Below are 22,789 nucleotides of genomic sequence, written 5' to 3'. Positions count from 1 at the left end.
GAACTCCTGCGCGCAGCAGGGCGCCGCGTCCGGCCGGGTATGGTAACAGCATAGATAGGCGGTGGCTGTGCGGACGCCTTCGCAGGCAAGCCAGCTCCCACACTGGCATGTATTTACACATCGAGATGTGGGAGCTGGCTTGCCTGCGATAGCGGCCTATCAGGCGCCTACGATCCCGCCGTCATCCCGCCGAATCGCCATCACCGAGGAGCGCGGCTTGCCGTTGGGCAGGTGTTCCGGCCAGGTCGAACCACCGGTTTCCCCTGGGTGCTGAATGCCCACGAACAGCGTCTTCTGGTCCGGCGAAAAACTGATCCCCGTCACTTCACACGCCACCGGCCCCACCATGAAACGACGGATTTCACCGGTGCTCGGGTCGCCACACAGCATCTGGTTATTGCCCATGCCCGCAAAGTCGCCGGCGTTGCTGTAGTCGCCATCGGTGAGGATCCACAGGCGCCCGGCTTTGTCGAAGCCCAGGCCGTCGGGGCTGTTGAACATGTTTTGCGGGTTGATGTTGGACGAGCCGCCCTTGGGGTTGCCGGCATGTACGCCGGGGTTGCCGGCCACCACGAACAGGTCCCAAGTGAAGTCCGTGGCACCGTGGTTATCGGCGTCGGCTTTCCAGCGCAGGATCTGGCCGTAGACGTTCTTCTCCCGTGGGTTGGGGCCGCCCACCGGCTGGCCCTCTTCGCCGCGCTTGGCGTTGTTGGTCAGGGTGCAGTAGACCTGGCCGTCGGTGGGGCTGACCACGATCCATTCCGGGCGGTCCATGCGTGTGGCTTTCACCACGCTGGCGGCCAGGCGCGCGTGAATCAGCACCTCGGCCTGGTTGGCGAACCCGCTGCTGGCGTCGATGCCGTTTTTGCCATGGGTGAGTTCAACCCACTGGCCTTTGCCCTTGGGGTGGTCGGCGTTACCGTCGCCCGCGTCGAAGATCGCCACGTACAAGGTGCCGTGGTCGAGCAGGTCTTTGTTGGCCTTGGGGTTGTTGTGGTTGATCTGGTCGCGGCTGACGAACTTGTAGATGAATTCACCACGCTCATCGTCGCCCATGTACACCACGGCGCGGCCGTCACGGGTTTCGGCGAGGGCTGCGTTCTCGTGCTTGAAGCGGCCCAGGGCCGTGCGCTTGACCGGGGTGGATTGCGGATCGAACGGGTCGATTTCCACCACCCAGCCATGGCGATTGAGTTCGTTGGGGTTCTTGGCCATGTCAAAGCGCGGGTCGTGCTGATGCCAGTTGATGTCCTTGCTGGCGGCCACCACGCCGTAGCGCTTCTGCCCGGCGTCGAAGGTTTGCTGCGGGTTGCTGCTGCCAAAGCAATCGGTGAAGTTTTCTTCGCAGGTCAGGTAAGTGCCCCACGGCGTCTTGCCGTTAGCGCAGTTCTGGAACGTGCCGAGGACTTTTTTGCCGGTCTTGTCGGCGCTGGTTTTCAGCCAATTATGGCCGGCAGCAGGGCCACTCAAGCGGAGCGGTGAATTGCCGTGGATGCGTCGGTTGTAGCGCGAGTCCTGGACGAACTGCCAAGTGTCACCCTGGCGGCGTACTTCGATCACCGACACGCCTTCGCTGGCCAGGGCCTTGCGCACGTCTTCGGCCGATTGCGGCGCGCCGCCGTGGGCGTAGAGGTAGCGGTAGTTGGTGTATTCGTTGTTGATCGCCATCAGCGCGCGGTTGTCGTCGCCGGAGAATGGAAACAGGCTCATGCCGTCGTTGTTGTCGCCGAACTGTTGTTCCTGGGCCTTGGCGGTGCCATGGCCGGACGGGTCGAAGGCTGGGGCGTGCTTGTGCAGGGGCTGGCCCCAACTGATCAGCACCGAAGCGCTGTAGCCCGGTGGCAGGGTGATGGTGTCGCTGGTGGCGGCGGCGATGCTGGTGAACCCCAGCAGCGGGCTGGCGGAAGCGGCATTCACCGCCAGGGCGCTACGGCTCAGCAGGTTACCGCCAAGGAACATCGCGGCGCCGCACAAGGCGCCTGCGCCGATAAAGCGACGGCGGGTCAGGCCCACCATCTGTTCAAGGTCGGTGGCTTGGTTTTCTTCTAATAGGCTCATCACAGGCTCCTTAAGGTTTTTGCAGACACCTTAAGCAGCGCTTGTGACCGAATTGTTGCAGCTTGAAGACGTGGGCCCGTTACACCGGGGTGCCGAGCAATACATGGCTGGGTGCAAACTGCACGCGGATCGGCTGGCCCTGCGCTGCGTCGATGGCCTTGAGTGCGACGGGCTGCGCCAGTGCGCACAACACTTGGCCGTTGGGCAGGGCGATACGCACCTCGCTGGGGCCGTCTTCGGCGGCGAGAATGGTCTCGATCACACCGCTCATGCAATTGTGTCCAAGTGTTTCGGTTTGCCCCTCCGCCAATAATTCAAGCCATCCGGCCTTGATCAGTGCGACCACTTCCACACCAGTCTGCAGTTCCAGGCGCAGGGTGCTGTCGTGGGTGATCTGTGCATCCAGATGCAGGCCGCCAGCCAATTGCAGGCGGATCATGTCGTTGTGGCCATGGCTCTCTATGGCGCTGACTTGGCCGTGCAACTGGTTGCGCGCGCTGGTGCGCAGCATCAAGCGGCCCAGCAGGTTGAAGTCGCTGGCCGCTTCGTCCGAGCCAAGGATCTCGGCCTGAAGCAGTTGCAGACGCTGATAAAGGCGCAGCACCCGCTCTCCTTCTTGCGTCAGTTTGGCGCCGCCACCGCCCTTGCCACCGACGCTGCGTTGCACCAGCGGTTTTTGCGCCAGATTGTTCAGCTCGTCAATGGCGTCCCAGGCGGCCTTGTAACTCAACCCGGCACTCTTGGCCGCACGGGTGATGGAACCCTGCTCGGCGATGTGCCCCAGCAAGGCAATACGCTGAGGGCGGCGGATGATGTGTTGGTTGAGAGGGCTGGGCACAGACATGGCAGATACGCTTGGGTGAGATGCGCCGACGTTGCCGCGCTGGCGCGGGGGAGTCAAGTCAGCTGCCGGGCTTGGGCGTACGGGCCAGGCAATACACGTCCACCTGGCGGGCGCCGGCGTTTATCAACAAGCGCGCCAGGCTGTGGGCCGTGGCGCCGGTGGTGAGGACGTCGTCTACCAGCGCCAGATGTTGCCCGGCAACCTGGATGCCGGGGGCCAGGGCGAAGGCGTTGAGCAGGTTGCGTTTGCGGGTCTTGGCATCGAGGTCTTGCTGCGCCACGGTTTCATGGGGGCGCAGCAGCGCATGTTCATCAACGGGAATATCTAGGGCGTGACTGAGCCAGCGGGCCAGCATCAACGCTTGATTAAAGCCGCGTTCGCGCAGGCGTTTACGCGCCATGGGCACGGGCAGCAGGCAGTCGGGGCGCTCCAGTTCGGCGTTATCGAGGCGATGTTGCAAGTGCTGCCCCAGCAGGCGCGCCAACAGATGCCCCAGCGGCCAACGCGCCTGATGCTTGAAGCGGCTGACCAGGGTATCCACGGGAAAACTGTAGGTCCATGGCGCGACCACTTGGTGAAAGGCCGGAGGCTGTTTTTGGCACTGGCCGCAGATCAACCCATCCATGGGCAAGGGCAGTGCGCAGCGCTCGCATTGGTCCATCAGCCATGGCAACTCTGTTTCGCAGGCGCTGCACACGGCCCCGGCTGATTCGGTGCTCTCATCGCAAATCAGACAGGGTTGTATGCTTTTTAACCAGATGTAAACTTGGTGATTGTACTCAGGTTGACAGTGCATGAATCTTCCTTAAATATGCCGAGCATCCGTGTCGTGCCTGTGGGTATTGCCCTACCCACAGCGCTTGCCAAAGCATAATCAAGGAATCGCCCATGAGCGCCAGCACCTCTGCCACCCTGCGTCACGATTGGTCTTTAGCTGAAGTCAAAGCCCTGTTCGTGCAGCCCTTCAACGACCTGTTGTTCCAGGCGCAGACCGTGCACCGCGCGCATTTCGACGCCAACCGCGTGCAGGTCTCGACCCTGCTGTCGATCAAGACCGGCGCCTGCCCGGAAGATTGCAAATATTGTCCGCAGTCAGGCCACTACAACACTGGCCTGGAAAAAGAGAAGCTGATGGAGGTGCAGAAGGTCCTCGAGGAGGCCGCTCGCGCCAAGGCCATCGGTTCGACGCGTTTCTGCATGGGCGCGGCGTGGAAACACCCATCGGCCAAAGACATGCCCTATGTGCTGGAAATGGTCAAAGGCGTGAAGGCCATGGGCCTGGAAACTTGCATGACCCTCGGTCGCCTCGACCAGGACCAGACCGAAGCCCTGGCCCAGGCCGGCCTGGACTACTACAACCACAACCTCGACACGTCGCCGGAGTTCTACGGCTCGATCATCACTACCCGCACCTACAGCGAGCGCCTGCAAACCCTGGCGTATGTGCGTGATTCGGGGATGAAGATCTGCTCGGGCGGCATCCTCGGCATGGGCGAATCTCTCGATGACCGCGCCAACTTGCTGATCCAACTGGCCAACCTGCCGGAGCATCCGGAATCGGTACCGATCAACATGCTGGTGAAGGTAGCGGGTACGCCGTTGGAAAACGCCGATGACATCGACCCCTTCGATTTCATCCGCATGCTGGCGGTGGCGCGCATCCTGATGCCGCAGTCCCACGTGCGCCTGTCGGCCGGCCGCGAAGCCATGAACGAGCAGATGCAGGCCCTGGCGTTTTTTGCCGGCGCCAACTCGATCTTCTACGGCGACAAACTGCTGACCACCGCCAACCCCCAGGCTGACAAAGACATGCAACTGTTCGCACGCCTGGGCATCTTGCCCGAAGCCCGTGAAGAGCATGCCGACGAAGTGCACCAGGCGGCGATCGAGCAGGCGTTGGTGGAGCAAAAGAGCAGCGAGCAGTTCTACAACGCTGTGGTGTAACCACCTTTGGAATGCATCCCAGTGTAGGAGCTGGCTTGCCTGCGGTGACGGCGGCACTTTCAGCGTAGAAGTGTCAGAAGGACCGCTATCGCAGGCAAGCCAGCTCCCACATTGGACGCAGTTGAACCTGTTAAATCGAGGCCAGCATGTCTTTCGATCTCGCCGCGCGCCTCGCTGCCCGCCGTGCCGACCATCTTTACCGCCAGCGCCCCTTGCTGCAGAGCCCCCAAGGCCCGCAGGTGGTGGTGGACGGGCAACCGTTGTTGGCCTTCTGCAATAACGATTACCTGGGCCTTGCCAATCACCCGCAAGTGATCGAAGCCTGGCGCGCCGGTGCGTCCCGTTGGGGCGTGGGCGGTGGCGCTTCGCATTTGGTGGTGGGCCACGCCACGCCGCACCATGAGCTGGAAGAAGCCCTGGCTGACTTGACCGGTCGCCCGCGTGCCTTGCTGTTCACCACCGGCTACATGGCCAACCTCGGCGCGGTCACGGCGCTGGTGGGGCAGGGCGATACGGTACTGGAAGACCGGCTTAACCACGCGTCTTTGCTGGATGCCGGCTTGCTGTCCGGTGCGCGTTTCAACCGCTACTTGCATAACGACGTGGGCAGCCTGGCCAAGCGCCTGGAGAAAGCCACCGGCAATACCTTGGTGGTCACCGACGGTGTGTTCAGCATGGACGGCGACCTTGCCGACCTGCCCGCGCTGGCCCGTGAAACCCGGGCCAAAGGGGCCTGGCTGATGGTGGATGACGCCCATGGCTTCGGCCCGCTGGGCGCCAATGGCGGCGGTATCGTCGAGCATTTCGGCTTGAGCCAGGACGACGTGCCCGTGCTGGTTGGCACCTTGGGCAAAGCGTTCGGCACTGCCGGGGCCTTCGTGGCCGGCAGTGAGGACTTGATCGAGAGCCTGATCCAATTCGCCCGTCCGTATATCTACACCACCAGCCAGCCACCGGCACTGGCCTGCGCCACCCTCAAAAGCCTGGAACTGCTGCGCAGCGAACAGTGGCGACGCGAGCACCTCAACGCGTTGATCCGCCAGTTCCGTCGCGGCGCCGAGCAGATAGGCCTGGCGTTGATGGACAGCTTTACGCCGATCCAACCGATCCTGATTGGCGACAGCGCCCGGGCACTGCGCCTGTCGCAGATGCTGCGCGAGCGCGGCCTGATGGTGACTGCCATTCGCCCACCGACCGTGCCGGCCGGCAGTGCCCGTCTGCGGGTGACATTGACGGCGGCCCACAGCGAAGCGCAGGTGCAGCTACTGTTAGAAGGGTTGCAAGCGTGTTTTCGCTCATTAGGCGACTCGGAGTCTGGCCATGCGTAATCGACTGATCCTGCTACCGGGCTGGGGCCTGGGTGTGTCACCGCTGGAACCGTTGGCCGCCGCGTTGCATGGCCTGAACGAGCACTTGCAGGTACAGATCGAACCCTTGCCGGCGCTTGAGGCCAGCGAACTCGGTGAATGGCTCGACGAACTCGATGCGACGCTGCCGGACAACGCCTGGCTTGGGGGCTGGTCGCTGGGCGGCATGCTCGCGTCCGAGTTGGCGGCGCGCCGTGGCGAGCGGTGCTGCGGTTTGCTGACCCTGGCGAGCAACCCGTGTTTCGTCGCCCATGATGGCTGGCCTCACGGGATGCCTGCCGAAACCTTCGATGCATTTCTGGCCGGCTGTCACGCTGATTCCCAAGTCACGCTCAAGCGTTTTGGCCTGTTGTGTGCCAAGGGGGCCGAGGACCCACGCGGTTTGTCGCGCTTATTGGTCAGCGGTGCGCCGAATACCTCCCCCAGCGTCTTGATGCCCGGCCTGGAACTGCTGGCCCAACTGGATACGCGGGCGGCCTTGCAGGCTTTTCGCGGCCCACAGTTGCACCTGTTTGCCGGCCTGGATGAGCTGGTGCCTGCCGAAGCCGCCAGCGACCTGCTGGCCTTGCTTCCCGATGTGGAAATCGGCCTGATTGAACAGGCCGGTCACGCGTTTCTTCTGGAGGACCCTCACGGAGTAGCCGGGGCTATCCAGGCTTTTTTGCATGAGTGTGTTGATGACTGACCTATCCCACCCGCCCTTGCCTGGGGGCTTGCCGGACAAGCGCCAGGTCGCGGCCTCGTTCTCCCGTGCGGCGGCCAGTTACGACAGCGTCGCCGAGTTGCAGCGTGCGGTCGGGCATGAACTGCTCGGCCGCTTGCCGCACGGTCTGGTGCCCCAGCGTTGGCTGGACATGGGCTGCGGCACGGGTTACTTCAGCCGCGTATTGGGCGAGCGTTTGCCCGGGAGCCAAGGTGTGGCGCTGGACATTGCCGAGGGCATGCTCAACCACGCGCGTCCGCTGGGTGGCGCCGCGCACTTTATAGCCGGTGATGCAGAACGCTTGCCGCTTGTAGCTGACGGCTTCGAGCTGCTCTTCTCCAGCCTCGCGGTGCAGTGGTGTGCCCATTTTGATGCGGTGCTCAGCGAAGCCCAGCGTGTGCTGCGACCAGGTGGCGTGCTGGCCTTTGCCAGCCTGTGCGTGGGCACCCTGGATGAGTTACGCGAAAGTTGGCGGGCGGCGGACGGCCTGGTCCACGTCAATCGCTTCCGCACCTTCGAGGCTTATCAGCAACTGTGTGCAGCCAGTGGTTTGCGCGTGATCAGCCTGGAGCGACAGCCCCATGTGTTGCATTACCCGGATGTGCGCAGCCTGACCCATGAGCTCAAGGCATTGGGCGCCCACAACCTCAACCCAGGCCGCCCGGGAGGGTTGACGGGCCGTGCGCGGATTGTCGCGCTGGTAGAGGCCTACGAGCAGTTCCGCCAGGCCCAGGGCCTGCCCGCCACTTACCAAGTGGTGTATGCCGTACTGGAGAAACCGCTATGAGCGCCGCGTACTTCATCACCGGTACAGACACCGATGTTGGCAAGACCACCATCGCCGCCGGCCTGTTGCATGCCGCCAGGCTCGCCGGCAAAAGCACGGCCGCCGGAAAGCCGGTGGCGTCGGGCTGCCAACTGACGGCCAAGGGGTTGCGCAATGCCGATGCGTTGGCGCTGCTGGCCGAGTGTTCCGTGCCGCTCAGTTATGCCGAGGTCAACCCGGTGGCCTTCGAGCCGGCTATCGCGCCGCATCTGGCGGCGCGCGAGGCGGGCGTCGGGCTCACGGTGCAATCGCTGCTCAAACCGATGCAGCAGATCCTGGCACGGGGCGCGGACTTCACTTTGATCGAAGGGGCGGGCGGTTGGTGCGTGCCCTTGGCCGACCAGGCCAACCTGTCGGACCTGGCCATGGCGCTCAAACTGCCTGTGATCCTGGTGGTAGGCGTGCGCCTGGGGTGCATCAGCCACGCGTTGCTCACCGCCGAAGCCATCGCACGGGATGGCTTGCCGCTGGCGGGCTGGGTGGCAAATATCATCGACCCCAAGACCTCCCGTCTGGAAGAAAACCTCGCCACCCTGGCTGAGCGCCTGCCCGCGCCTTGCCTGGGGCGAGTGCCGAAACTCAAACATGCCGGGGCCGCCGCAGTGGCCGAGTATCTGGAGCTGGACCTGCTTGACTGATTTTGGCTATCGCTAAGGCAATATGCCATTAGTGTTTTTGACGGGCCTTTTGCCAGGATGTCTGGTTCAATCGGGCTTCACGATTTTCTCAAAGGCAGGCTTACGCCATGGACATCTCTGGAAGCAGCGCGTTTTATTCGGGCCTGAGCAGCATTCAGACCGGGCAGAACCGTGTCGACCAGGCGGCCGGCAAGATTGCCAGCGCCGCGACCACCCAGCCATCGGCCGCGCAAAGCGACCGTCTGCAAGCCAATGACCGCGCCCAAGCGTCCAACTCGGCAAGCAACATGGTGGAAATGGCCCAGGGCAAGTTTCAAGTCGAGCTGGGGGCGAAAGTCGCCAAGGCTTCGGATGAAATGCTCGGTACGTTGATCGATACCTACGCTTAACGTCTCTATCGCACGCCCGCTCTCCTGTGGGAGCTGGCTTGCCTGCGATAGCATCAACGCGTACTGCCTGATACACCCTGGCGCCTGCATCGCAGGCAAGCCAGCTCCCACAATCGTTCTGCGACATTCTGTTCGTCCTTAAAACATGAGGCATCTCGCCTCAGGCCTTACCGCGCCTGACGCTGACCCGCGTCAAGACAAACGGCATCTGGCCGACGCTTGACAACCCTGGGTCGTAAACGTATGTTTCAAACACCTGTTTGACCGCCATAACAAATCCACGCGGTTGTTCATCCCAGTTACATCAGCAGAGGTTTATCGCTATGCCTGACTACAAGGCCCCCTTGCGTGATATTCGCTTCGTTCGTGACGAACTGCTCGGTTATGAAGCGCACTATCAGAGCCTGCCGGCTTGCCAGGACGCTACCCCGGACATGGTCGACGCCATCCTCGAAGAAGGCGCCAAGTTCTGTGAGCAAGTACTGGCACCGTTGAACCGCGTGGGCGACATCGAAGGGTGTACCTGGAGTGAGTCAGGCGTTAAGACCCCAGCAGGTTTCAAAGAAGCCTACAAACAATTCGTCGAAGGCGGCTGGCCAAGCCTGGCCCACGACGTGGAGCACGGTGGCCAAGGCCTGCCGGAATCCCTGGGCCTGGCTGTGAGCGAAATGGTCGGCGAAGCCAACTGGTCGTGGGGCATGTACCCTGGCCTGTCCCATGGCGCGATGAACACCATTTCCGAGCACGGCACCCCCGAGCAGCAAGACGCTTACCTGACCAAGCTGGTGTCGGGCGAATGGACCGGCACCATGTGCCTGACCGAGCCACACTGCGGCACCGACCTGGGCATGCTGCGCACCAAGGCCGAGCCTCAGGCTGACGGTTCCTACAAAGTCTCCGGTACCAAGATCTTCATCTCGGCCGGCGAACACGACATGGCCGACAACATCGTCCACATCGTACTGGCCCGTCTGCCGGACGCACCGGCTGGCACCAAAGGCATCTCGCTGTTTATCGTGCCCAAGTTCCTGCCCAATGCCGATGGCTCGGTGGGCGAGCGCAACGCGGTCACCTGTGGTTCCCTGGAACACAAGATGGGCATCCACGGCAACGCCACCTGCGTGATGAACTTCGACGCGGCCACCGGTTTCCTGATCGGCCCGGCGAACAAAGGCCTGAACTGCATGTTCACCTTTATGAACACCGCTCGCCTGGGCACCGCGCTGCAAGGCCTGGCCCACGCCGAGATCGGCTTCCAGGGCGGCTTGAAATATGCGCGTGATCGCCTGCAAATGCGCTCCCTGACCGGCCCGAAAGCACCGGACAAAGCCGCTGACCCGATCATCGTGCACCCTGACGTACGCCGCATGCTGCTGACCATGAAAGCCTTCGCCGAAGGTAACCGTGCGATGGTGTACTTCACCGCCAAGCAAGTGGACATCGTCAAGTACGGCACCGACGACGAAGCCAAGAAGCAGGCCGATGCCCTGTTGGCCTTCATGACCCCGATCGCCAAGGCGTTCATGACCGAAGTCGGTTTTGAATCGGCCAACCACGGCGTGCAGATCTACGGTGGCCACGGCTTTATCGCTGAGTGGGGCATGGAGCAGAACGTTCGCGACAGCCGCATTTCGATGCTGTACGAAGGCACCACCGGCATTCAGGCGCTGGACCTGCTCGGCCGTAAAGTGCTGATGACCCAAGGCGAAGCGCTCAAGGGCTTCACCAAGATCGTGCACAAGTTCTGCCAGGCCAACGAAGGCAACGAAGCGGTCAAAGAGTTCGTTGCACCGCTGGCGGCACTGAACAAAGAGTGGGGCGAGTTGACCATGAAGGTCGGCATGGCCGCGATGAAAGACCGTGAAGAAGTCGGCGCCGCTTCGGTGGACTACCTGATGTACTCCGGTTACGCGTGCCTGGCTTACTTCTGGGCCGACATGGCACGCCTGGCCGCCGAGAAACTGGCCGCTGGCACCAGCGAAGAGGCGTTCTACACCGCCAAGTTGCAGACGGCGCGCTTCTACTTCCAGCGCATCCTGCCGCGTACCCGCACCCACGTGGCGACCATGCTGTCGGGCGCCAACAACCTGATGGACATGAAAGAAGAAGACTTCGGCCTGGCTTACTAAGCCTTACCGGGCTCTTCTAAAAACCGCCGCCTCCTTCGGGACGCGGCGGTTTTTTTGCGCTCCTACAAAAGGCGCGCATAAAAAACCGCAGTGATGCACTCAGGGATTGCGGTGAGCTGCCGTTACAGTGATGGCAATGTGATACATGCCCGGTCGGTTGTGCTTAACTGACCGCTTAGAGGCACAGTGCCATTATTTGTTTGCGGGTCGGAGTTTTACCCTTGTCACGCGTGTCCGCTGTACGTTTCAGCCATTTCCTACCTTCGCTGCTGCTGTTGCTGGCCGGGCTTTCGGCTGCGTACGTCAAGGACCTCAGCGTCTTCTTCACCTCGCTGTTCAACGTGCTGCCCACCCTGGTCCTGTTGCTTGGCGGTGCCTATTGCGCGGTGTATCGACGCCAGCGTGAGCTGTTCCTGATGGTCACGGTGTACGTCGCCTATTTCCTGCTGGATACCCAGACCGACTTCTACCGTGACAACGGCCGCGTGCGTGAAGACGCTGCGGTGGTGTTCCACCTGTGCTGCCTGCTGTTGCCCTTGCTGTTCAGCATCTATGCGCTATGGCAGGAAAAGACCCATCTGTTCCGTGACTTCGTCGCCCGCTGCGCGGTGCTGCTGGCGGTGGGCAGTGTGGCGCTGGCCTTGGAGCAGAGTTTTCCCCAGGCCTTGCTGGGCTGGTTGGCGGAGATTCGCTGGCCGATGCTGCACGGCGCGTGGATGAGCCTGATCCAACTCTCGTACCCGATGTTCCTGATCGGCTTTCTCACTCTGGCCGCCCAATACTGGTACCAGCCGCGCCCGCTGCACGCCGCACAACTGGTGGGGCTGCTGGGGATGTTCTGGATGTTGCCGCAAACGTTCATCTTGCCGTTCACCCTCAACATCATGTGCAGCCAGGTGATGCTGATGATCGCTGCGGGGGTGGCGCACGAGGCGTATCAAATGGCGTTCCGTGATGAACTCACCGGCTTGCCGGGGCGACGTGCGCTCAACGAGCGCATGCAGCGGCTGGGGCGTAACTATGTGCTGGCGATGAGCGACGTCGATCACTTCAAGCGTTTCAATGACACCCACGGCCACGACGTGGGCGACCAGGTGCTGCGCCTGGTGGCGAGCAAGCTGTCCAAGGTCAACGGTGGTGGGCGGGCCTACCGTTACGGCGGTGAAGAGTTTGCCGTGGTGTTTGCCGGCAAGACTTTGGATGAGTGCATGCCGCACCTGGAGGAGATCCGCGAGATCATCGCCAGCTACGACATCAAGTTGCGCAACCCGGACCGCCCCCAGGACGACCATCAAGGCCGCCAACGCCGTGCGGGCAGCGGAGCATCCAGTGTGTCGGTGACGGTAAGCATCGGCGTGGCCGAGCGCCAGGCCGAGCAGCGTAGCCCCGACGAGGTGCTCAAGTCCGCCGACCAGGCGCTGTATGCCGCCAAGGGGGCGGGGCGTAATTGTGTGGTCGCGGCCGGGCAAACCCGCCGTGGCGCGGTGCGCATGCAAAGCGCTGCCGGTTGAGTAATGGCGCTGTATTCAGCAGCGCTACAGTGATTGTCCACGGCCATGGCCGGCAGTAGGTTAACCCTATCTGCTGCCGGAGACATTGCCATGCCTGAGTACAAAGCTCCCCTGCGCGACATGCGCTTTCTGATCGACACCGTATTCGATTTCCACGGCCACTATGCGGCCCTGGGTGCCACGGATGCCAGCCCGGACATGGTCAGTGCGATCCTCGAAGAAGGCGCCAGATTCTGCGAAAACGTACTCGCGCCGCTCAATCGCAGCGGCGATGAAGAGGGCTGCCATTTCGATAATGGCGTGGTGACCACGCCCAAAGGCTTCAAGCAAGCCTTTGCCCAGTATGTTGAGGGTGGCTGGCATGGCGTGGCGGCAGACCCGGCCTACGGGGGCCAGGGCCTGCCCCATTCCCTGGGCCTGGTGCTGAGCGAGATGATCGGCTCCAGCAACACCTCCTGGGGCATGTACCCGGGCCTGACCCACGGCGCGATGTCGGCCATCCACGCTCACGGCACCGACGAACAGAAAGCCACCTACCTGAGCAAACTCACCGCCGGCGAATGGACCGGCACCATGTGCCTGACCGAAGCCCACTGCGGCACCGACCTGGGCTTGATCAAGACCCGCGCCGTGCCACAGGCGGACGGCAGTTACGCGGTCACCGGCAGCAAGATCTTCATCTCGGCCGGCGAGCACGACATGAGCGCCAATATCATCCACCTGGTGCTGGCCAAGCTGCCGGGCGCGCCGGCGGGCACCAAGGGCATCTCATTGTTTATCGTGCCCAAGTTCCATGCCGACTCCGGCGAGCGCAATGCGGTGCACTGCGGCTCCATCGAACACAAGATGGGCATCAAGGCCTCGGCCACCTGCGTGTTGAACTTCGATGGCGCCAAGGGCTTTTTGATTGGCGAGGCGAACAAGGGCCTCAACTGCATGTTCACGATGATGAACCACGCGCGCCTGGGCACCGGCATGCAGGGCCTGTGCAACGGCGAGGCGAGCTTCCAGGGCGCGATCAAGTACGCCAACGACCGTTTGCAGATGCGCTCGCTGACCGGTGCCAAGGCCCCGGAGAAAGCCGCCGACCCGATCATCGTGCACGCCGATGTCCGTCGCATGTTGCTGACCATGAAAGCCTTCAACGAAGGCAACCGCGCCTTGACCTATTTCACCGCGCAACTGCTCGATACCGCGCACCTGGGCAGCGACGCCGGCCAACGCCAGGAAGCCGAGGACCTGTTGGCCTTCCTCACGCCGATCTGCAAAGCCTTCATGACCGAAACCGGCCTGGAGGTGACCAACCACGGCATGCAGGTATTCGGTGGCCATGGCTATATTCGTGAGTGGGGCATGGAGCAACTGGCCCGTGACGCACGGATTGCCCCGATCTATGAAGGCACCAACGGCATCCAGGCTCTGGACCTGCTCGGACGCAAGGTGCTGGGCAGCCAGGGCAAGTTGCTGCGTGGGTTTACCAAAATTGTGCATAAGTTCTGCGCGGCCAATGCCGAGCATGCGCAGCTCAAGGCCCATGTGGCGCAACTCAATGAGCTGAACCAGCAATGGGGCGAACTGACCCTGAAGGTCGGCACGGCGGCGATGAAAAACCCTGATGAAGTGGGCGCGGCGGCGGTGGATTACCTGATGTACAGCGGTTACATCATCCTTGCCTACTTGTGGTTGCGCATGGCGATCGCAGCGCAAGCCCAGGATGACCCAGGGTTTGCCCAGGCGAAGCTTGCGACCTGCGACTTTTATTTCAAGCGCCTGTTGCCGCGTACGGCCATGCACCGTGCTGCGGTGGAGGCGGGGAGCGAATGCCTGATGAGCTTACCGGCGCAGGCCTTTGCACTGTAGAGGTCACTGATTGCTCGGGGTCAAAATGTGGGAGCGGGCTTGCTCGCGAATGCGCTGGTACAGTCAAAGATGTAGCGACTGACACGCCGCATTCGCGAGCAAGCCCGCTCCCACAATGGTTTGTATGTGACTTATAAGTACTTAATGGTCACGAACGGACCCTATGTGTCTTAAAAGTTGTTCGGGTACACTCGACGGCTGTAAAACCGATCCTATCGAATCACTTTTCACGTTCTCACGAGGTTTGCCATGGCTGATTACAAAGCGCCGTTGCGTGATATGCGCTTCGTCCTCAACGAAGTTTTTGAGGTCGCTAATACTTGGGCCCAGTTACCGGCATTGGCAGACAGCGTTGACGCCGAAACCGTCGAGGCGATCCTGGAGGAGGCCGGCAAAGTCACCGCCAAATCCATCGCCCCACTCAGCCGCGGCGGCGATGAGCAAGGCTGCCATTGGGCAGGCGGCGCCGTCACGACGCCCGACGGTTTCCCCCAAGCCTATAGCACCTATGCCGAAGGCGGCTGGGTAGGCGTGGGCGGCGACCCGACCTACGGCGGCATGGGCATGCCCAAGGCGGTGTCGGCGCAGGTTGAAGAAATGATCAACTCGTCGAGCCTGGCCTTCGGCCTGTACCCGATGTTGACCTCCGGCGCCTGTGTCTCCATCAACACCCACGCCAGTGAAGCACTCAAGGCCACCTACCTGCCGAAGATGTATTCCGGTGAGTGGGCCGGTTCCATGTGCCTGACGGAAGCCCATGCCGGTACCGACCTGGGGATGATCCGCACCAAGGCCGAGCCTCAGGCGGACGGCTCCTACAAGGTCAGCGGCACCAAGATCTTCATCACCGGCGGCGAGCACGACCTCACCGACAACATCATCCACCTGGTGCTGGCCAAACTGCCGGACGCACCGGCCGGGCCCAAGGGCATCTCGTTGTTCCTGGTACCGAAGTTTTTGGTGAATGCCGATGGCAGCCTGGGCGCGCGTAACCCGGTGAACTGCGGTTCCATTGAGCACAAGATGGGTATCCAGGCCTCCGCCACCTGTGTGATGAACTTCGACGAAGCCGTGGGCTACTTGGTTGGTGAGCCCAACCGTGGCTTGGCGGCGATGTTCACCATGATGAACTATGAGCGACTGGGTGTTGGCATTCAGGGCTTGGCATCGGGCGAGCGCTCCTATCAGAACGCGATTGAATATGCCCGCGACCGTCTGCAAAGCCGTTCCCCGCTAGGCGCGCAGGCCAAGGACAAGCCGGCAGACCCGATCATCGTGCATCCGGATGTGCGTCGCATGTTGCTGACCATGAAGGCGGCGAACGAAGGCGGCCGGGCGTTCTCCACCTACGTGGCGACGCAGTTGGACATTGCCAAGTTCAGTGACGATGCCCAGGCCCGCGAACGTGCCGATAACCTGGTGGCGTTGCTGACCCCGGTTGCCAAGGCGTTCCTCACCGACCTGGGCCTGGAAACCACCGTACTCGGCCAGCAGGTGTTTGGTGGCCACGGTTACATCCGCGAGTGGGGCCAGGAGCAACTGGTGCGTGACGTGCGCATCACGCAGATCTACGAAGGCACCAACGGCATTCAGGCCCTGGACCTGATGGGCCGCAAGATCGTCGGTAGCGGCGGTGCGTTCTATACCTTGTTCGCCGATGAGATCCGCCAGTTCATCGCCGCATCGGGCCCTGAGTTGGCCGAGTTCACCACGCCGCTGAGTGCGGCTGTGGATAACCTGGATGAGCTGACGGCCTGGGTGCTGGACCGCGCCAAGAGCAACGCCAATGAAATCGGCGCGGCCTCGGTGGAATACCTGCATGCGTTCGGCTACATGGCCTATGCCTATATGTGGGCGCGCATGGCCAAGGCGGCGTTGGGCAAAGAGGGTGAGGAGGATTTCTACGCCAGCAAACTGGGAACTGCACGCTTCTACTTTGCCCGTCTGTTGCCGCGTATCCACTCGTTGAGTGCGTCGGTAAAAGCCGGTAGCGAATCACTGTTCCTGATGGATGAAGCCCTGTTTTAAGGGCGCGGAGGGCGTGTAAGCATTCTCTTACATGACGTGCTGCTAATCGTCCTCTATCGCCACATTGGATCCACGGCTAATCTACTTCACATGGACGTCGCGCAGGAAGCGCAAAGCAACAACACGGACACGTAGGATTCTGCCAGGATGGCGGAGTGAAATGGATGTCAGGGAAACAGTCTGCAAAGCCCCGCTTCGGCGGGGTTTTCTTTTGCCCGCGAAAAAGTCAGGCGCTTGCCGGCGGGGCATTCATCACGTCTTCCAGCAGGGTGCGCAGCAACGCCACCGTCGCCTGCTGGCGTTGCACATCGCGGCATACCAGCCCGACTTTCAGCGCTACCCTGGGCTCGCTCAAGGGTTTCCACAGCAGCGCCTTGCTGTTGTGTTCGTCCTGGGAGCGCCCAGGCAGCACCGTCGCCAAGCGGGTGTGAGGCAGGCTGTCGAGAATGCCCACCATGGTATTGAGCTCCGCCTGCACTTGCGGGCGCCGCCCGAGGTTGGACAGTTGGCCTTGCCAGATCTGCCGAACCTGAAACTCTTCCCCCAGCAGCAACATCGGTAATTCGGCGGCTTGTTTGAGCGAGACTTTCTTGAACTCGCGCAAGGGGTGGTCTTCAGGAATCACTACCTTCAACTCGTCTTCATACAGCAGCACGCCATGCAGGCCTGGCTGGCGGGGTGGCAGGTAGCTGATGCCAATATCGAGTGAGCCATTGAGCAACCGCCGCTCAATCTCAAGCCCGGTCAGCTCGTAGATCTGCACCACTAGATGGGGCTGGGCTTTGCGCACGCGCTCAAGCATCTGTGGTACCAGGCTGGTGTGCACGGTTTGCAGCACGCCGATGGCCAGGGTGCGCATGGCTTGGCCCTTGAAATTGCGCAGCGCCTCCACGGCTTGCTGCATGCCATCAATCAGCGGCAATGCGTGGTTGTATAAGGTGTGGGCCGCCAGGGTCGGCAACAGGCGCTTGCTGCTGCGTTCGAACAGGCTGACGTCGAGGTTCTGTTCCAGTTGGCGAATCTGTTGCGACAACGCTGGCTGGGAGATGGACAGACGCTCCGCGGCACGGCCTACGTGGCCTTCCTCATACACCGCGACGAAATAACGCAGTTGCTTGAAATCCATAAGGTTTGCTTATCGAAAAAGCTGGAAAATCGAAATGGCCGCTGGCCCCCGAGGCGCCTAGTCTAGCGCCTATTCGCAGGGCTTACAGGGCCGGATCGGACAATGAACAGCGTTTTTGTTGATAGCGTTTACATAGGCAAGGCAAAAAATCTGAAGGCCTCATTGGCAGGCGGCATCGACCAAGGTCAGGTTGCCAACGGAGGTGAAGTGTGAACTTGTTCCGTCGCTCTGCGCCGAGTCTGGATGACCTGGTTGTGCATGCCCCGCGTGCAGAGGTTTCCAGCCAGTGCCTGATGCCCACTGTGGCGCGCCCGCCCCAAGTATTTGTGCAGGGGCACGGCTCCTGGCTTTCGGACGCTGACGACCGCGCCTATCTGGATTTCAGTCAAGGCGGCGGCGCCAACAGCCTGGGCCACAGTCCCCAGGCCGTGCGCGACGCCATTGCCGAACAGATGCTCACCGTGATCAACCCCGGCCTGGGCTTGCACAACCGCGCGCAACTGGACCTCGTCGACCGTCTGTGCCACCACACCGGCAGCGACCAGGCCTATTTGCTCAACAGCGGTGCCGAAGCCTGTGAAGCGGCCATCAGGTTGGCACGCAAGTGGGGCCAACTGCATCGCGGTGGCGCTTACCACATCATCACCGTAAGCAACGGCTGTCATGGCCGTAGCTTGGGGGCGATGTCGGCGTCGGATGTGGCCTGCGAAAACCGTTTCGAACCGCAGTTGCCAGGTTTCAGCCAGGTGCCGTTCAACGATCTGCCGGCCCTGCATGCAGCGGTGGATGCGCAGACCGTCGCTATCATGCTGGAGCCGATACAAAGCGGCGGCGGTGTCATCCCCGCGACCGAACATTACCTCAAGGGCGTCGAACGCCTGTGTCGTGAGCTGGGGATCCTGCTGATCTTCGACGAAGTGCAAACCGGCGTGGGCCGCTGCGGCAGCTTGCTGGCCGAACAGCAATACGGCGTGCGCGCCGACATCATTGCCCTTGGCAAAGGCCTCGGCGGTGGCGTGCCCCTGGCGGCGCTGCTGGCGCGTGGCACGGCCTGTTGCTTCGAACCGGGCGAGCTGGACGGTACGCATCATGGCAATGCGCTGATGGCATCTGCGGGTATCGCGGTACTCGACGCTGTATTGGCGAACGGCTTTCTCGAGCACCTACGCGAATCCGGCTTGTACCTCGCAGAAGGCCTTGCCCGGCTGGCCTACCGTTACGGCCATGGGCCCTTGCGCGGCAACGGGCTGCTTTGGGGCCTGACACTGTCGGACGATTGCGCCGCAGCAGTGGTCAAGGCCGCGCTGCACGAAGGTCTGATTCTCACCGCCTCACAACCTGACTGCCTGCGCTTTACCCCTGCGCTGAACATCAGCAAAACCCACATCGACGAAATGCTGCTGCGGCTTGCCCGTGCTTTTTCTCGGGTGCGTACCGCCCAAGTGCAATGCCGCAAGGGCATCGCTGTTTGACCCCAGTTTCCTGAACCGTCTCGCGGCATACGCGGCGCCTCCAGCCTGATTCTTTTGGCTGGGGGCGTTTTTTTGTCTGGGTAATTTCTAGTGTGAAAACGTTGATTGAGTCTCTCTGGAAACAGTGTTTTTTTAGCGGGCGTCGGCAAGGACTGCCGATGGGGTACGACGTGCTCGACTTTCAATCTATACCACTGGGTGGTATGTTTTTATGAGACTCAAGGAGTTTGTGAAGATACATCATGACCAAAAAGTATAAAAGCGAGGCGTTTGAGTCCATTCACGAGTCAGCCAAAGCGCTTCATGCTATCGGAGCCATCAGCAAAACCACTCTACGAGAATATGATGAGGCATGTTTATCCATACCAGACCAAATCCCTGCCGAACAGATCAAGCAACTACGGGAAAGCAGCCATGTCAGCCAACCTGTATTCGCCCGCTACCTGAACACCAGCGCGTCCACGGTCAAAAAATGGGAGTCGGGAGAGAAACGGCCCAGTGGCATGGCGCTCAAGTTATTGAGCATCGTGCAAAAACATGGCCTGGAGATCCTGGCCTGAGATGGCCCAACGCCAGAATCCACTGAACCCTCACGAACCGCCAAGGTCGATTAGCTACACGGCTCACACGAGCCGATTTTCTGGAGCTGACCCATGGACATCATTCGTATCATCATCGCCATTCTGCTGCCGCCATTGGGTGTGTTCCTGCAAGTAGGCTTCGGCGGTGCCTTCTGGCTGAATATCCTGCTGACCCTGTGCGGTTACTTCCCTGGCATCATCCACGCGGTGTACATCATCGCCAAGCGTTGAGGCCCTCAGCCTTTTGCAATGAGCCTTGAGTTGCGCTCATTGCGAAAGGCCAGTTGCTCAATGGTCTGGGTGGCCTGTTCGGCCTCTTCCCGCGCCTGAAGGATGATGCCGTGCTGCTCGGATTTGCTGCATACCGGGTCGGCGTTGCTGGCGTCACCGGTGAGCATGAAGGCCTGGCAACGGCAGCCGCCGAAGTCCTTTTCTTTTTCGTCGCATGAACGGCACGGCTCGGGCATCCAGTCGTAGCCACGAAAGCGATTGAAGCCAAACGAGTCGTACCAGATGTGCTGCATGCTGTGGTCGCGCACATTGGGAAACTGCACCGGCATCTGCCTTGCGCCGTGACAAGGCAGGGCGGTGCCGTCCGGTGTGACGGTCAGGAAGATGCTGCCCCAGCCGTTCATGCAGGCTTTGGGGCGCTCTTCGTAATAGTCCGGTGTCACGAAGATCAGCTTGCACGGGTGGCCTTCGGCTTCCAGCTTGGCGCGGTATTCATTGGTGATGCGTTCGGCGCGCACCAACTGCTCGCGGGTGGGCAGCAAGCCGACGCGATTGAGCTGCGCCCAACCGTAGAACTGGCAGGTGGCGAGCTCGACGAAATCCGCTTCCAGCGCAATGCACAGTTCGATGATGCGGTCGATCTTGTCGATATTGTGCCGATGGGTCACGAAGTTCAGCACCATCGGGTAGCCGTGGGCTTTTACCGCTCGGGCCATTTCCAGTTTTTGCGCGAAGGCTTTTTTCGAGCCGGCCAGCAGGTTGTTTACCTGCTCGTCACTGGCCTGGAAGCTGATCTGGATATGGTCCAGGCCGGCTTTCTTGAAGTCGCTGATTTTTTGCTCGGTGAGGCCAATGCCAGAGGTGATCAGGTTGGTGTAGAAACCCAGCTTGCGCGCCTCACCGATCAGTTCGGCCAGGTCCTGGCGCACCAGCGGCTCACCGCCGGAAAATCCCAACTGTGCAGCACCCATTTCACGGGCTTCGCGAAATACCTTGATCCATTGTTCGGTGCTCAGCTCCTTGCCCTGCTCGGCGAAATCCAGTGGGTTGGAGCAATACGGGCACTGCAGCGGGCAGCGATAGGTCAACTCGGCCAGCAGCCACAGCGGCAGGCCGATGGCTGGCTTTTCAGGCAAGGGTGATCCAGTGCTCAGCACGGGCGACCTCCATGAATTGCTCGATGTCTTCACCCAGCTCTGGCACACCGGGGAACTGCTTGTCCAGCTCGGCAATGATGGCCGCCACGTCGCGCTCTCCGTCGATCAGGCCACCGATCAAGGCGGCGCTGTCGTTGAGCTTGATCATGCCTTCGGGGTAGAGCAACACGTGGCCTTTTTGCGCCGGCTCGTATTGGAAGCGGTAGCCCGGGCGCCAGTTCGGGGTGTTGCTGCGATCAAAGCTCATAGGGTGATCCCTTTATGCCATACCCGCTGCTCGGTCACGCTGTGATAGGGCGGGCGTTTGAGTTCGTAGGCCATGCTCATGGCGTCCAGCATGCTCCACAGGATGTCCAGTTTGAACTGGAGGATTTCCAGCATGCGCTCCTGCCCCTCGCGGGTGGTGTAGTGCTGCAGGGTGATCGCCAAGCCGTGTTCCACATCGCGACGGGCCTGGCCCAGGCGTGTGCGGAAGTACTCGTAACCGGCCGGGTCGATCCACGGGTAATGCTGGGGCCAGCTGTCGAGGCGCGACTGGTGGATTTGCGGCGCGAACAGCTCGGTCAGCGAGCTGCTGGCGGCTTCTTGCCAACTGGCGCGGCGGGCGAAGTTGACATAGGCGTCCACGGCGAAGCGTACGCCGGGCAGCACTAACTCCTGGGAACGCAATTGGTCGGGGTCCAGACCCACAGCCTGGCCCAGGCGCAGCCAGGCTTCGATACCGCCGTCTTCACCGGGCGCGCCGTCATGGTCGAGCAGGCGCTGAATCCATTCGCGACGGATTTCACGGTCTGGGCAGTTGGCCAGGATCGCCGCGTCTTTCAGCGGGATATTCACCTGATAGTAGAAGCGATTGGCGACCCAGCCCTGGATCTGCTCACGGCTGGCGCGGCCTTCGTACATCGCCACATGGTAGGGGTGATGGATATGGTAGAAGGCGCCCTTGGCGCGCAGGGCCGCTTCGAACTCAGCCTTGCTCAACGGTGTGTCGGTCATTTCGATCGCTCCTACAATTCAATGCTCATGCCGTCGTAAGCCACTTCGACATTGCGCCGCACCAGCTCCGCTCGCTCGGGAGAGTCTTCATCGAGGATCGGGTTAGTGTTGTTGATGTGGATAAGCACTTTGCGCTGCTTGGGCAGTTGCTCGAGCACTTCAAGCATGCCGCCGGGGCCGTTCTGGGCCAGGTGGCCCATCTCACGCCCGGTGCGGGTGCCGACCCCACGGCGCTGCATCTCATCGTCGTCCCACATCGTGCCGTCGACCAGCAGGCAGTCACTGCCGGCCATGATATCCAACAGCGGCGCGTCGACCTTGCCCAGCCCAGGGGCGTAGAACAGTTTGCCGCCGGTACGCAGGTCTTCGACGATCAGGCCGATGTTGTCACCGGGGTGCGGGTCGAAGCGGTGCGGCGAATAGGGCGGTGCGGCGCTGCGCAACGGCAGCGGGGTGAAGCGCAGGTTGGGGCAGGCCGGGATGGTGAAGCTGGCGTCCAGCTCGATGCGGTTCCAGGCCAGGCCACCATTCCAGTGGGTCAGCATGGTGAACAACGGGAAGCCTGTGCTCAGGTCTTCGTGGACCATGTCGGTGCACCACACTTGATGCGGGCAGCCTTCGCGCAGACTCAGCAGGCCGGTGGTGTGGTCGATCTGACTGTCCATCAGGATGATTGCGCTGATGCCGGTATCGCGCAGGGCGCGGCCCGGTTGCATGGGCGCAAAGCCCTGGAGTTGCGCGCGGATATCCGGCGAGGCATTGCAGAGCACCCAGTTCACGCCGTCGTCGGAGATCGCGATGGACGACTGGGTACGCGCGTGGGCCCGCAGGCTGCCATCACGAAAACCTGCGCAGTTCACGCAGTTGCAGTTCCACTGCGGGAAGCCACCGCCGGCGGCGGAACCTAGAATCTGGACAAACATGATCGC

The 22,789-nt window shown here is 61.7% G+C and carries 21 protein-coding genes; 13 read left to right on the top strand and 8 right to left on the bottom strand.

Going from position 1 to position 22,789, the window contains the following annotated elements; genetic code table 11:
- Nucleotides 1-159: 159 nt before the first annotated feature.
- From N2A98_RS24490 to N2A98_RS24480, 3 genes are all read right to left on the bottom strand, one after another.
- On the bottom strand, nucleotides 160-2,058 hold the full coding sequence (locus tag N2A98_RS24490) for a PhoX family phosphatase (RefSeq protein WP_275622750.1): 1,899 nt from the start codon (nucleotides 2,056-2,058) through the stop codon (nucleotides 160-162).
- A gap of 79 nt (nucleotides 2,059-2,137) precedes the next feature.
- Nucleotides 2,138-2,902, bottom strand: a complete 765-nt coding sequence (locus N2A98_RS24485) for a TOBE domain-containing protein (protein WP_069557414.1) — start codon at nucleotides 2,900-2,902, stop codon at nucleotides 2,138-2,140.
- Between the two features lie 58 nt (nucleotides 2,903-2,960).
- Nucleotides 2,961-3,698: a ComF family protein gene (locus N2A98_RS24480; protein ID WP_275622749.1), complete on the bottom strand. Its 738-nt coding sequence runs from the start codon at nucleotides 3,696-3,698 to the stop codon at nucleotides 2,961-2,963.
- A gap of 92 nt (nucleotides 3,699-3,790) precedes the next feature.
- Here N2A98_RS24480 and bioB point away from each other — a divergent pair, with 92 nt between their 5' ends.
- The 10 genes from bioB (at nucleotide 3,791) to N2A98_RS24430 (ending at nucleotide 16,297) form a co-directional block, all read left to right on the top strand.
- Nucleotides 3,791-4,846 (top strand): biotin synthase BioB, encoded by a 1,056-nt coding sequence (gene bioB / locus N2A98_RS24475; RefSeq protein ID WP_014720209.1) that lies wholly within the window; start codon nucleotides 3,791-3,793, stop codon nucleotides 4,844-4,846.
- A gap of 146 nt (nucleotides 4,847-4,992) precedes the next feature.
- Nucleotides 4,993-6,174, top strand: coding sequence for an 8-amino-7-oxononanoate synthase (bioF, locus tag N2A98_RS24470; protein ID WP_275622748.1), 1,182 nt, complete (start codon nucleotides 4,993-4,995; stop codon nucleotides 6,172-6,174).
- Nucleotides 6,167-6,898: an alpha/beta fold hydrolase gene (locus tag N2A98_RS24465; protein ID WP_032894997.1), complete on the top strand. Its 732-nt coding sequence runs from the start codon at nucleotides 6,167-6,169 to the stop codon at nucleotides 6,896-6,898. Before bioF ends, N2A98_RS24465 begins: the two co-directional genes overlap by 8 nt.
- Nucleotides 6,891-7,703: a malonyl-ACP O-methyltransferase BioC gene (gene bioC, locus N2A98_RS24460; protein WP_275622747.1), complete on the top strand. Its 813-nt coding sequence runs from the start codon at nucleotides 6,891-6,893 to the stop codon at nucleotides 7,701-7,703. The genes N2A98_RS24465 and bioC overlap by 8 nt, the downstream gene beginning before the upstream one ends.
- On the top strand, nucleotides 7,700-8,380 hold the full coding sequence (gene bioD / locus N2A98_RS24455; RefSeq protein ID WP_275622746.1) for a dethiobiotin synthase: 681 nt from the start codon (nucleotides 7,700-7,702) through the stop codon (nucleotides 8,378-8,380). Before bioC ends, bioD begins: the two co-directional genes overlap by 4 nt.
- Nucleotides 8,381-8,487: 107 nt before the next feature.
- Nucleotides 8,488-8,769: a hypothetical protein gene (locus tag N2A98_RS24450; RefSeq protein ID WP_044271747.1), complete on the top strand. Its 282-nt coding sequence runs from the start codon at nucleotides 8,488-8,490 to the stop codon at nucleotides 8,767-8,769.
- A gap of 323 nt (nucleotides 8,770-9,092) precedes the next feature.
- Nucleotides 9,093-10,898: a phenylacyl-CoA dehydrogenase gene (locus N2A98_RS24445; RefSeq protein ID WP_020302163.1), complete on the top strand. Its 1,806-nt coding sequence runs from the start codon at nucleotides 9,093-9,095 to the stop codon at nucleotides 10,896-10,898.
- A 221-nt stretch (nucleotides 10,899-11,119) separates the two neighbouring features.
- The gene (locus N2A98_RS24440; protein WP_003194787.1) at nucleotides 11,120-12,409 is read left to right on the top strand and encodes a GGDEF domain-containing protein; all 1,290 of its coding nucleotides are present in this window, start codon (nucleotides 11,120-11,122) and stop codon (nucleotides 12,407-12,409) included.
- Nucleotides 12,410-12,499: 90 nt separating this feature from the next.
- Nucleotides 12,500-14,269 carry an acyl-CoA dehydrogenase C-terminal domain-containing protein gene (locus N2A98_RS24435; RefSeq protein WP_275622745.1) on the top strand — a complete coding sequence of 590 codons (1,770 nt, stop codon included), beginning with the start codon at nucleotides 12,500-12,502 and terminating at the stop codon, nucleotides 14,267-14,269.
- Between the two features lie 249 nt (nucleotides 14,270-14,518).
- Complete coding sequence (locus N2A98_RS24430) at nucleotides 14,519-16,297, top strand: acyl-CoA dehydrogenase C-terminal domain-containing protein (RefSeq protein ID WP_044271741.1); 1,779 nt, start codon at nucleotides 14,519-14,521, stop codon at nucleotides 16,295-16,297.
- Between the two features lie 226 nt (nucleotides 16,298-16,523).
- Here N2A98_RS24430 and N2A98_RS24425 read toward each other — a convergent pair whose 3' ends face one another.
- The gene (locus N2A98_RS24425) at nucleotides 16,524-17,423 is read right to left on the bottom strand and encodes a LysR family transcriptional regulator (protein ID WP_032895007.1); all 900 of its coding nucleotides are present in this window, start codon (nucleotides 17,421-17,423) and stop codon (nucleotides 16,524-16,526) included.
- 209 nt (nucleotides 17,424-17,632) lie between these two features.
- Here N2A98_RS24425 and N2A98_RS24420 point away from each other — a divergent pair, with 209 nt between their 5' ends.
- The 3 genes from N2A98_RS24420 to N2A98_RS24410 all read left to right on the top strand — a co-directional run bounded on the left by N2A98_RS24420 (nucleotide 17,633) and on the right by N2A98_RS24410 (nucleotide 19,707).
- The gene (locus tag N2A98_RS24420) at nucleotides 17,633-18,895 is read left to right on the top strand and encodes an aminotransferase class III-fold pyridoxal phosphate-dependent enzyme (protein WP_275622744.1); all 1,263 of its coding nucleotides are present in this window, start codon (nucleotides 17,633-17,635) and stop codon (nucleotides 18,893-18,895) included.
- Nucleotides 18,896-19,137: 242 nt separating this feature from the next.
- On the top strand, nucleotides 19,138-19,455 hold the full coding sequence (locus N2A98_RS24415; RefSeq protein WP_275622743.1) for a DNA-binding transcriptional regulator: 318 nt from the start codon (nucleotides 19,138-19,140) through the stop codon (nucleotides 19,453-19,455).
- Nucleotides 19,456-19,548: 93 nt separating this feature from the next.
- Nucleotides 19,549-19,707, top strand: coding sequence for a YqaE/Pmp3 family membrane protein (locus N2A98_RS24410; RefSeq protein WP_003194776.1), 159 nt, complete (start codon nucleotides 19,549-19,551; stop codon nucleotides 19,705-19,707).
- A 5-nt stretch (nucleotides 19,708-19,712) separates the two neighbouring features.
- Here the strand turns inward: N2A98_RS24410 and pqqE are convergent, their stop codons facing one another.
- From pqqE to pqqB, 4 genes are read right to left on the bottom strand one after another with little or no spacing between them, the layout of a single operon-like run.
- Nucleotides 19,713-20,864, bottom strand: a complete 1,152-nt coding sequence (gene pqqE, locus N2A98_RS24405) for a pyrroloquinoline quinone biosynthesis protein PqqE (protein WP_014720196.1) — start codon at nucleotides 20,862-20,864, stop codon at nucleotides 19,713-19,715.
- The gene (gene pqqD / locus N2A98_RS24400; protein ID WP_044271736.1) at nucleotides 20,836-21,111 is read right to left on the bottom strand and encodes a pyrroloquinoline quinone biosynthesis peptide chaperone PqqD; all 276 of its coding nucleotides are present in this window, start codon (nucleotides 21,109-21,111) and stop codon (nucleotides 20,836-20,838) included. The genes pqqE and pqqD overlap by 29 nt, the downstream gene beginning before the upstream one ends.
- Nucleotides 21,108-21,860: a pyrroloquinoline-quinone synthase PqqC gene (gene pqqC / locus N2A98_RS24395; RefSeq protein ID WP_003194770.1), complete on the bottom strand. Its 753-nt coding sequence runs from the start codon at nucleotides 21,858-21,860 to the stop codon at nucleotides 21,108-21,110. The genes pqqD and pqqC overlap by 4 nt, the downstream gene beginning before the upstream one ends.
- 11 nt (nucleotides 21,861-21,871) lie before the next feature.
- Nucleotides 21,872-22,783 carry a pyrroloquinoline quinone biosynthesis protein PqqB gene (gene pqqB, locus N2A98_RS24390; protein ID WP_014720194.1) on the bottom strand — a complete coding sequence of 304 codons (912 nt, stop codon included), beginning with the start codon at nucleotides 22,781-22,783 and terminating at the stop codon, nucleotides 21,872-21,874.
- Between the last annotated feature and the right edge of the window lie 6 nt (nucleotides 22,784-22,789).

Source organism: Pseudomonas sp. FJ2-5-13, assembly GCF_029201605.1.
GTDB classification, from domain to species: Bacteria; Pseudomonadota; Gammaproteobacteria; order Pseudomonadales; family Pseudomonadaceae; genus Aquipseudomonas; species Aquipseudomonas lactis.
Note: the sequence above shows the minus strand (reverse complement) of the source record. Positions and strands in the feature narration are given on the sequence as shown.

What these genes read in the sequence shown, in the direction of transcription:
- N2A98_RS24480 (WP_275622749.1), bottom strand. Translation starts at nt 3,698, where the DNA reads ATGCACTGTCAACCTGAGTACAATCACCAAGTTTACATCTGGTTAAAA.
- N2A98_RS24435 (WP_275622745.1), top strand. Translation starts at nt 12,500, where the DNA reads ATGCCTGAGTACAAAGCTCCCCTGCGCGACATGCGCTTTCTGATCGAC.
- N2A98_RS24425 (WP_032895007.1), bottom strand. Translation starts at nt 17,423, where the DNA reads ATGGATTTCAAGCAACTGCGTTATTTCGTCGCGGTGTATGAGGAAGGC.
- N2A98_RS24430 (WP_044271741.1), top strand. Translation starts at nt 14,519, where the DNA reads ATGGCTGATTACAAAGCGCCGTTGCGTGATATGCGCTTCGTCCTCAAC.
- N2A98_RS24485 (WP_069557414.1), bottom strand. Translation starts at nt 2,902, where the DNA reads ATGTCTGTGCCCAGCCCTCTCAACCAACACATCATCCGCCGCCCTCAG.
- N2A98_RS24415 (WP_275622743.1), top strand. Translation starts at nt 19,138, where the DNA reads ATGACCAAAAAGTATAAAAGCGAGGCGTTTGAGTCCATTCACGAGTCA.
- N2A98_RS24490 (WP_275622750.1), bottom strand. Translation starts at nt 2,058, where the DNA reads ATGAGCCTATTAGAAGAAAACCAAGCCACCGACCTTGAACAGATGGTG.
- bioD (WP_275622746.1), top strand. Translation starts at nt 7,700, where the DNA reads ATGAGCGCCGCGTACTTCATCACCGGTACAGACACCGATGTTGGCAAG.
- N2A98_RS24445 (WP_020302163.1), top strand. Translation starts at nt 9,093, where the DNA reads ATGCCTGACTACAAGGCCCCCTTGCGTGATATTCGCTTCGTTCGTGAC.
- N2A98_RS24410 (WP_003194776.1), top strand. Translation starts at nt 19,549, where the DNA reads ATGGACATCATTCGTATCATCATCGCCATTCTGCTGCCGCCATTGGGT.
- bioF (WP_275622748.1), top strand. Translation starts at nt 4,993, where the DNA reads ATGTCTTTCGATCTCGCCGCGCGCCTCGCTGCCCGCCGTGCCGACCAT.
- bioB (WP_014720209.1), top strand. Translation starts at nt 3,791, where the DNA reads ATGAGCGCCAGCACCTCTGCCACCCTGCGTCACGATTGGTCTTTAGCT.
- pqqB (WP_014720194.1), bottom strand. Translation starts at nt 22,783, where the DNA reads ATGTTTGTCCAGATTCTAGGTTCCGCCGCCGGCGGTGGCTTCCCGCAG.
- N2A98_RS24465 (WP_032894997.1), top strand. Translation starts at nt 6,167, where the DNA reads ATGCGTAATCGACTGATCCTGCTACCGGGCTGGGGCCTGGGTGTGTCA.
- pqqC (WP_003194770.1), bottom strand. Translation starts at nt 21,860, where the DNA reads ATGACCGACACACCGTTGAGCAAGGCTGAGTTCGAAGCGGCCCTGCGC.
- bioC (WP_275622747.1), top strand. Translation starts at nt 6,891, where the DNA reads ATGACTGACCTATCCCACCCGCCCTTGCCTGGGGGCTTGCCGGACAAG.
- pqqD (WP_044271736.1), bottom strand. Translation starts at nt 21,111, where the DNA reads ATGAGCTTTGATCGCAGCAACACCCCGAACTGGCGCCCGGGCTACCGC.
- N2A98_RS24450 (WP_044271747.1), top strand. Translation starts at nt 8,488, where the DNA reads ATGGACATCTCTGGAAGCAGCGCGTTTTATTCGGGCCTGAGCAGCATT.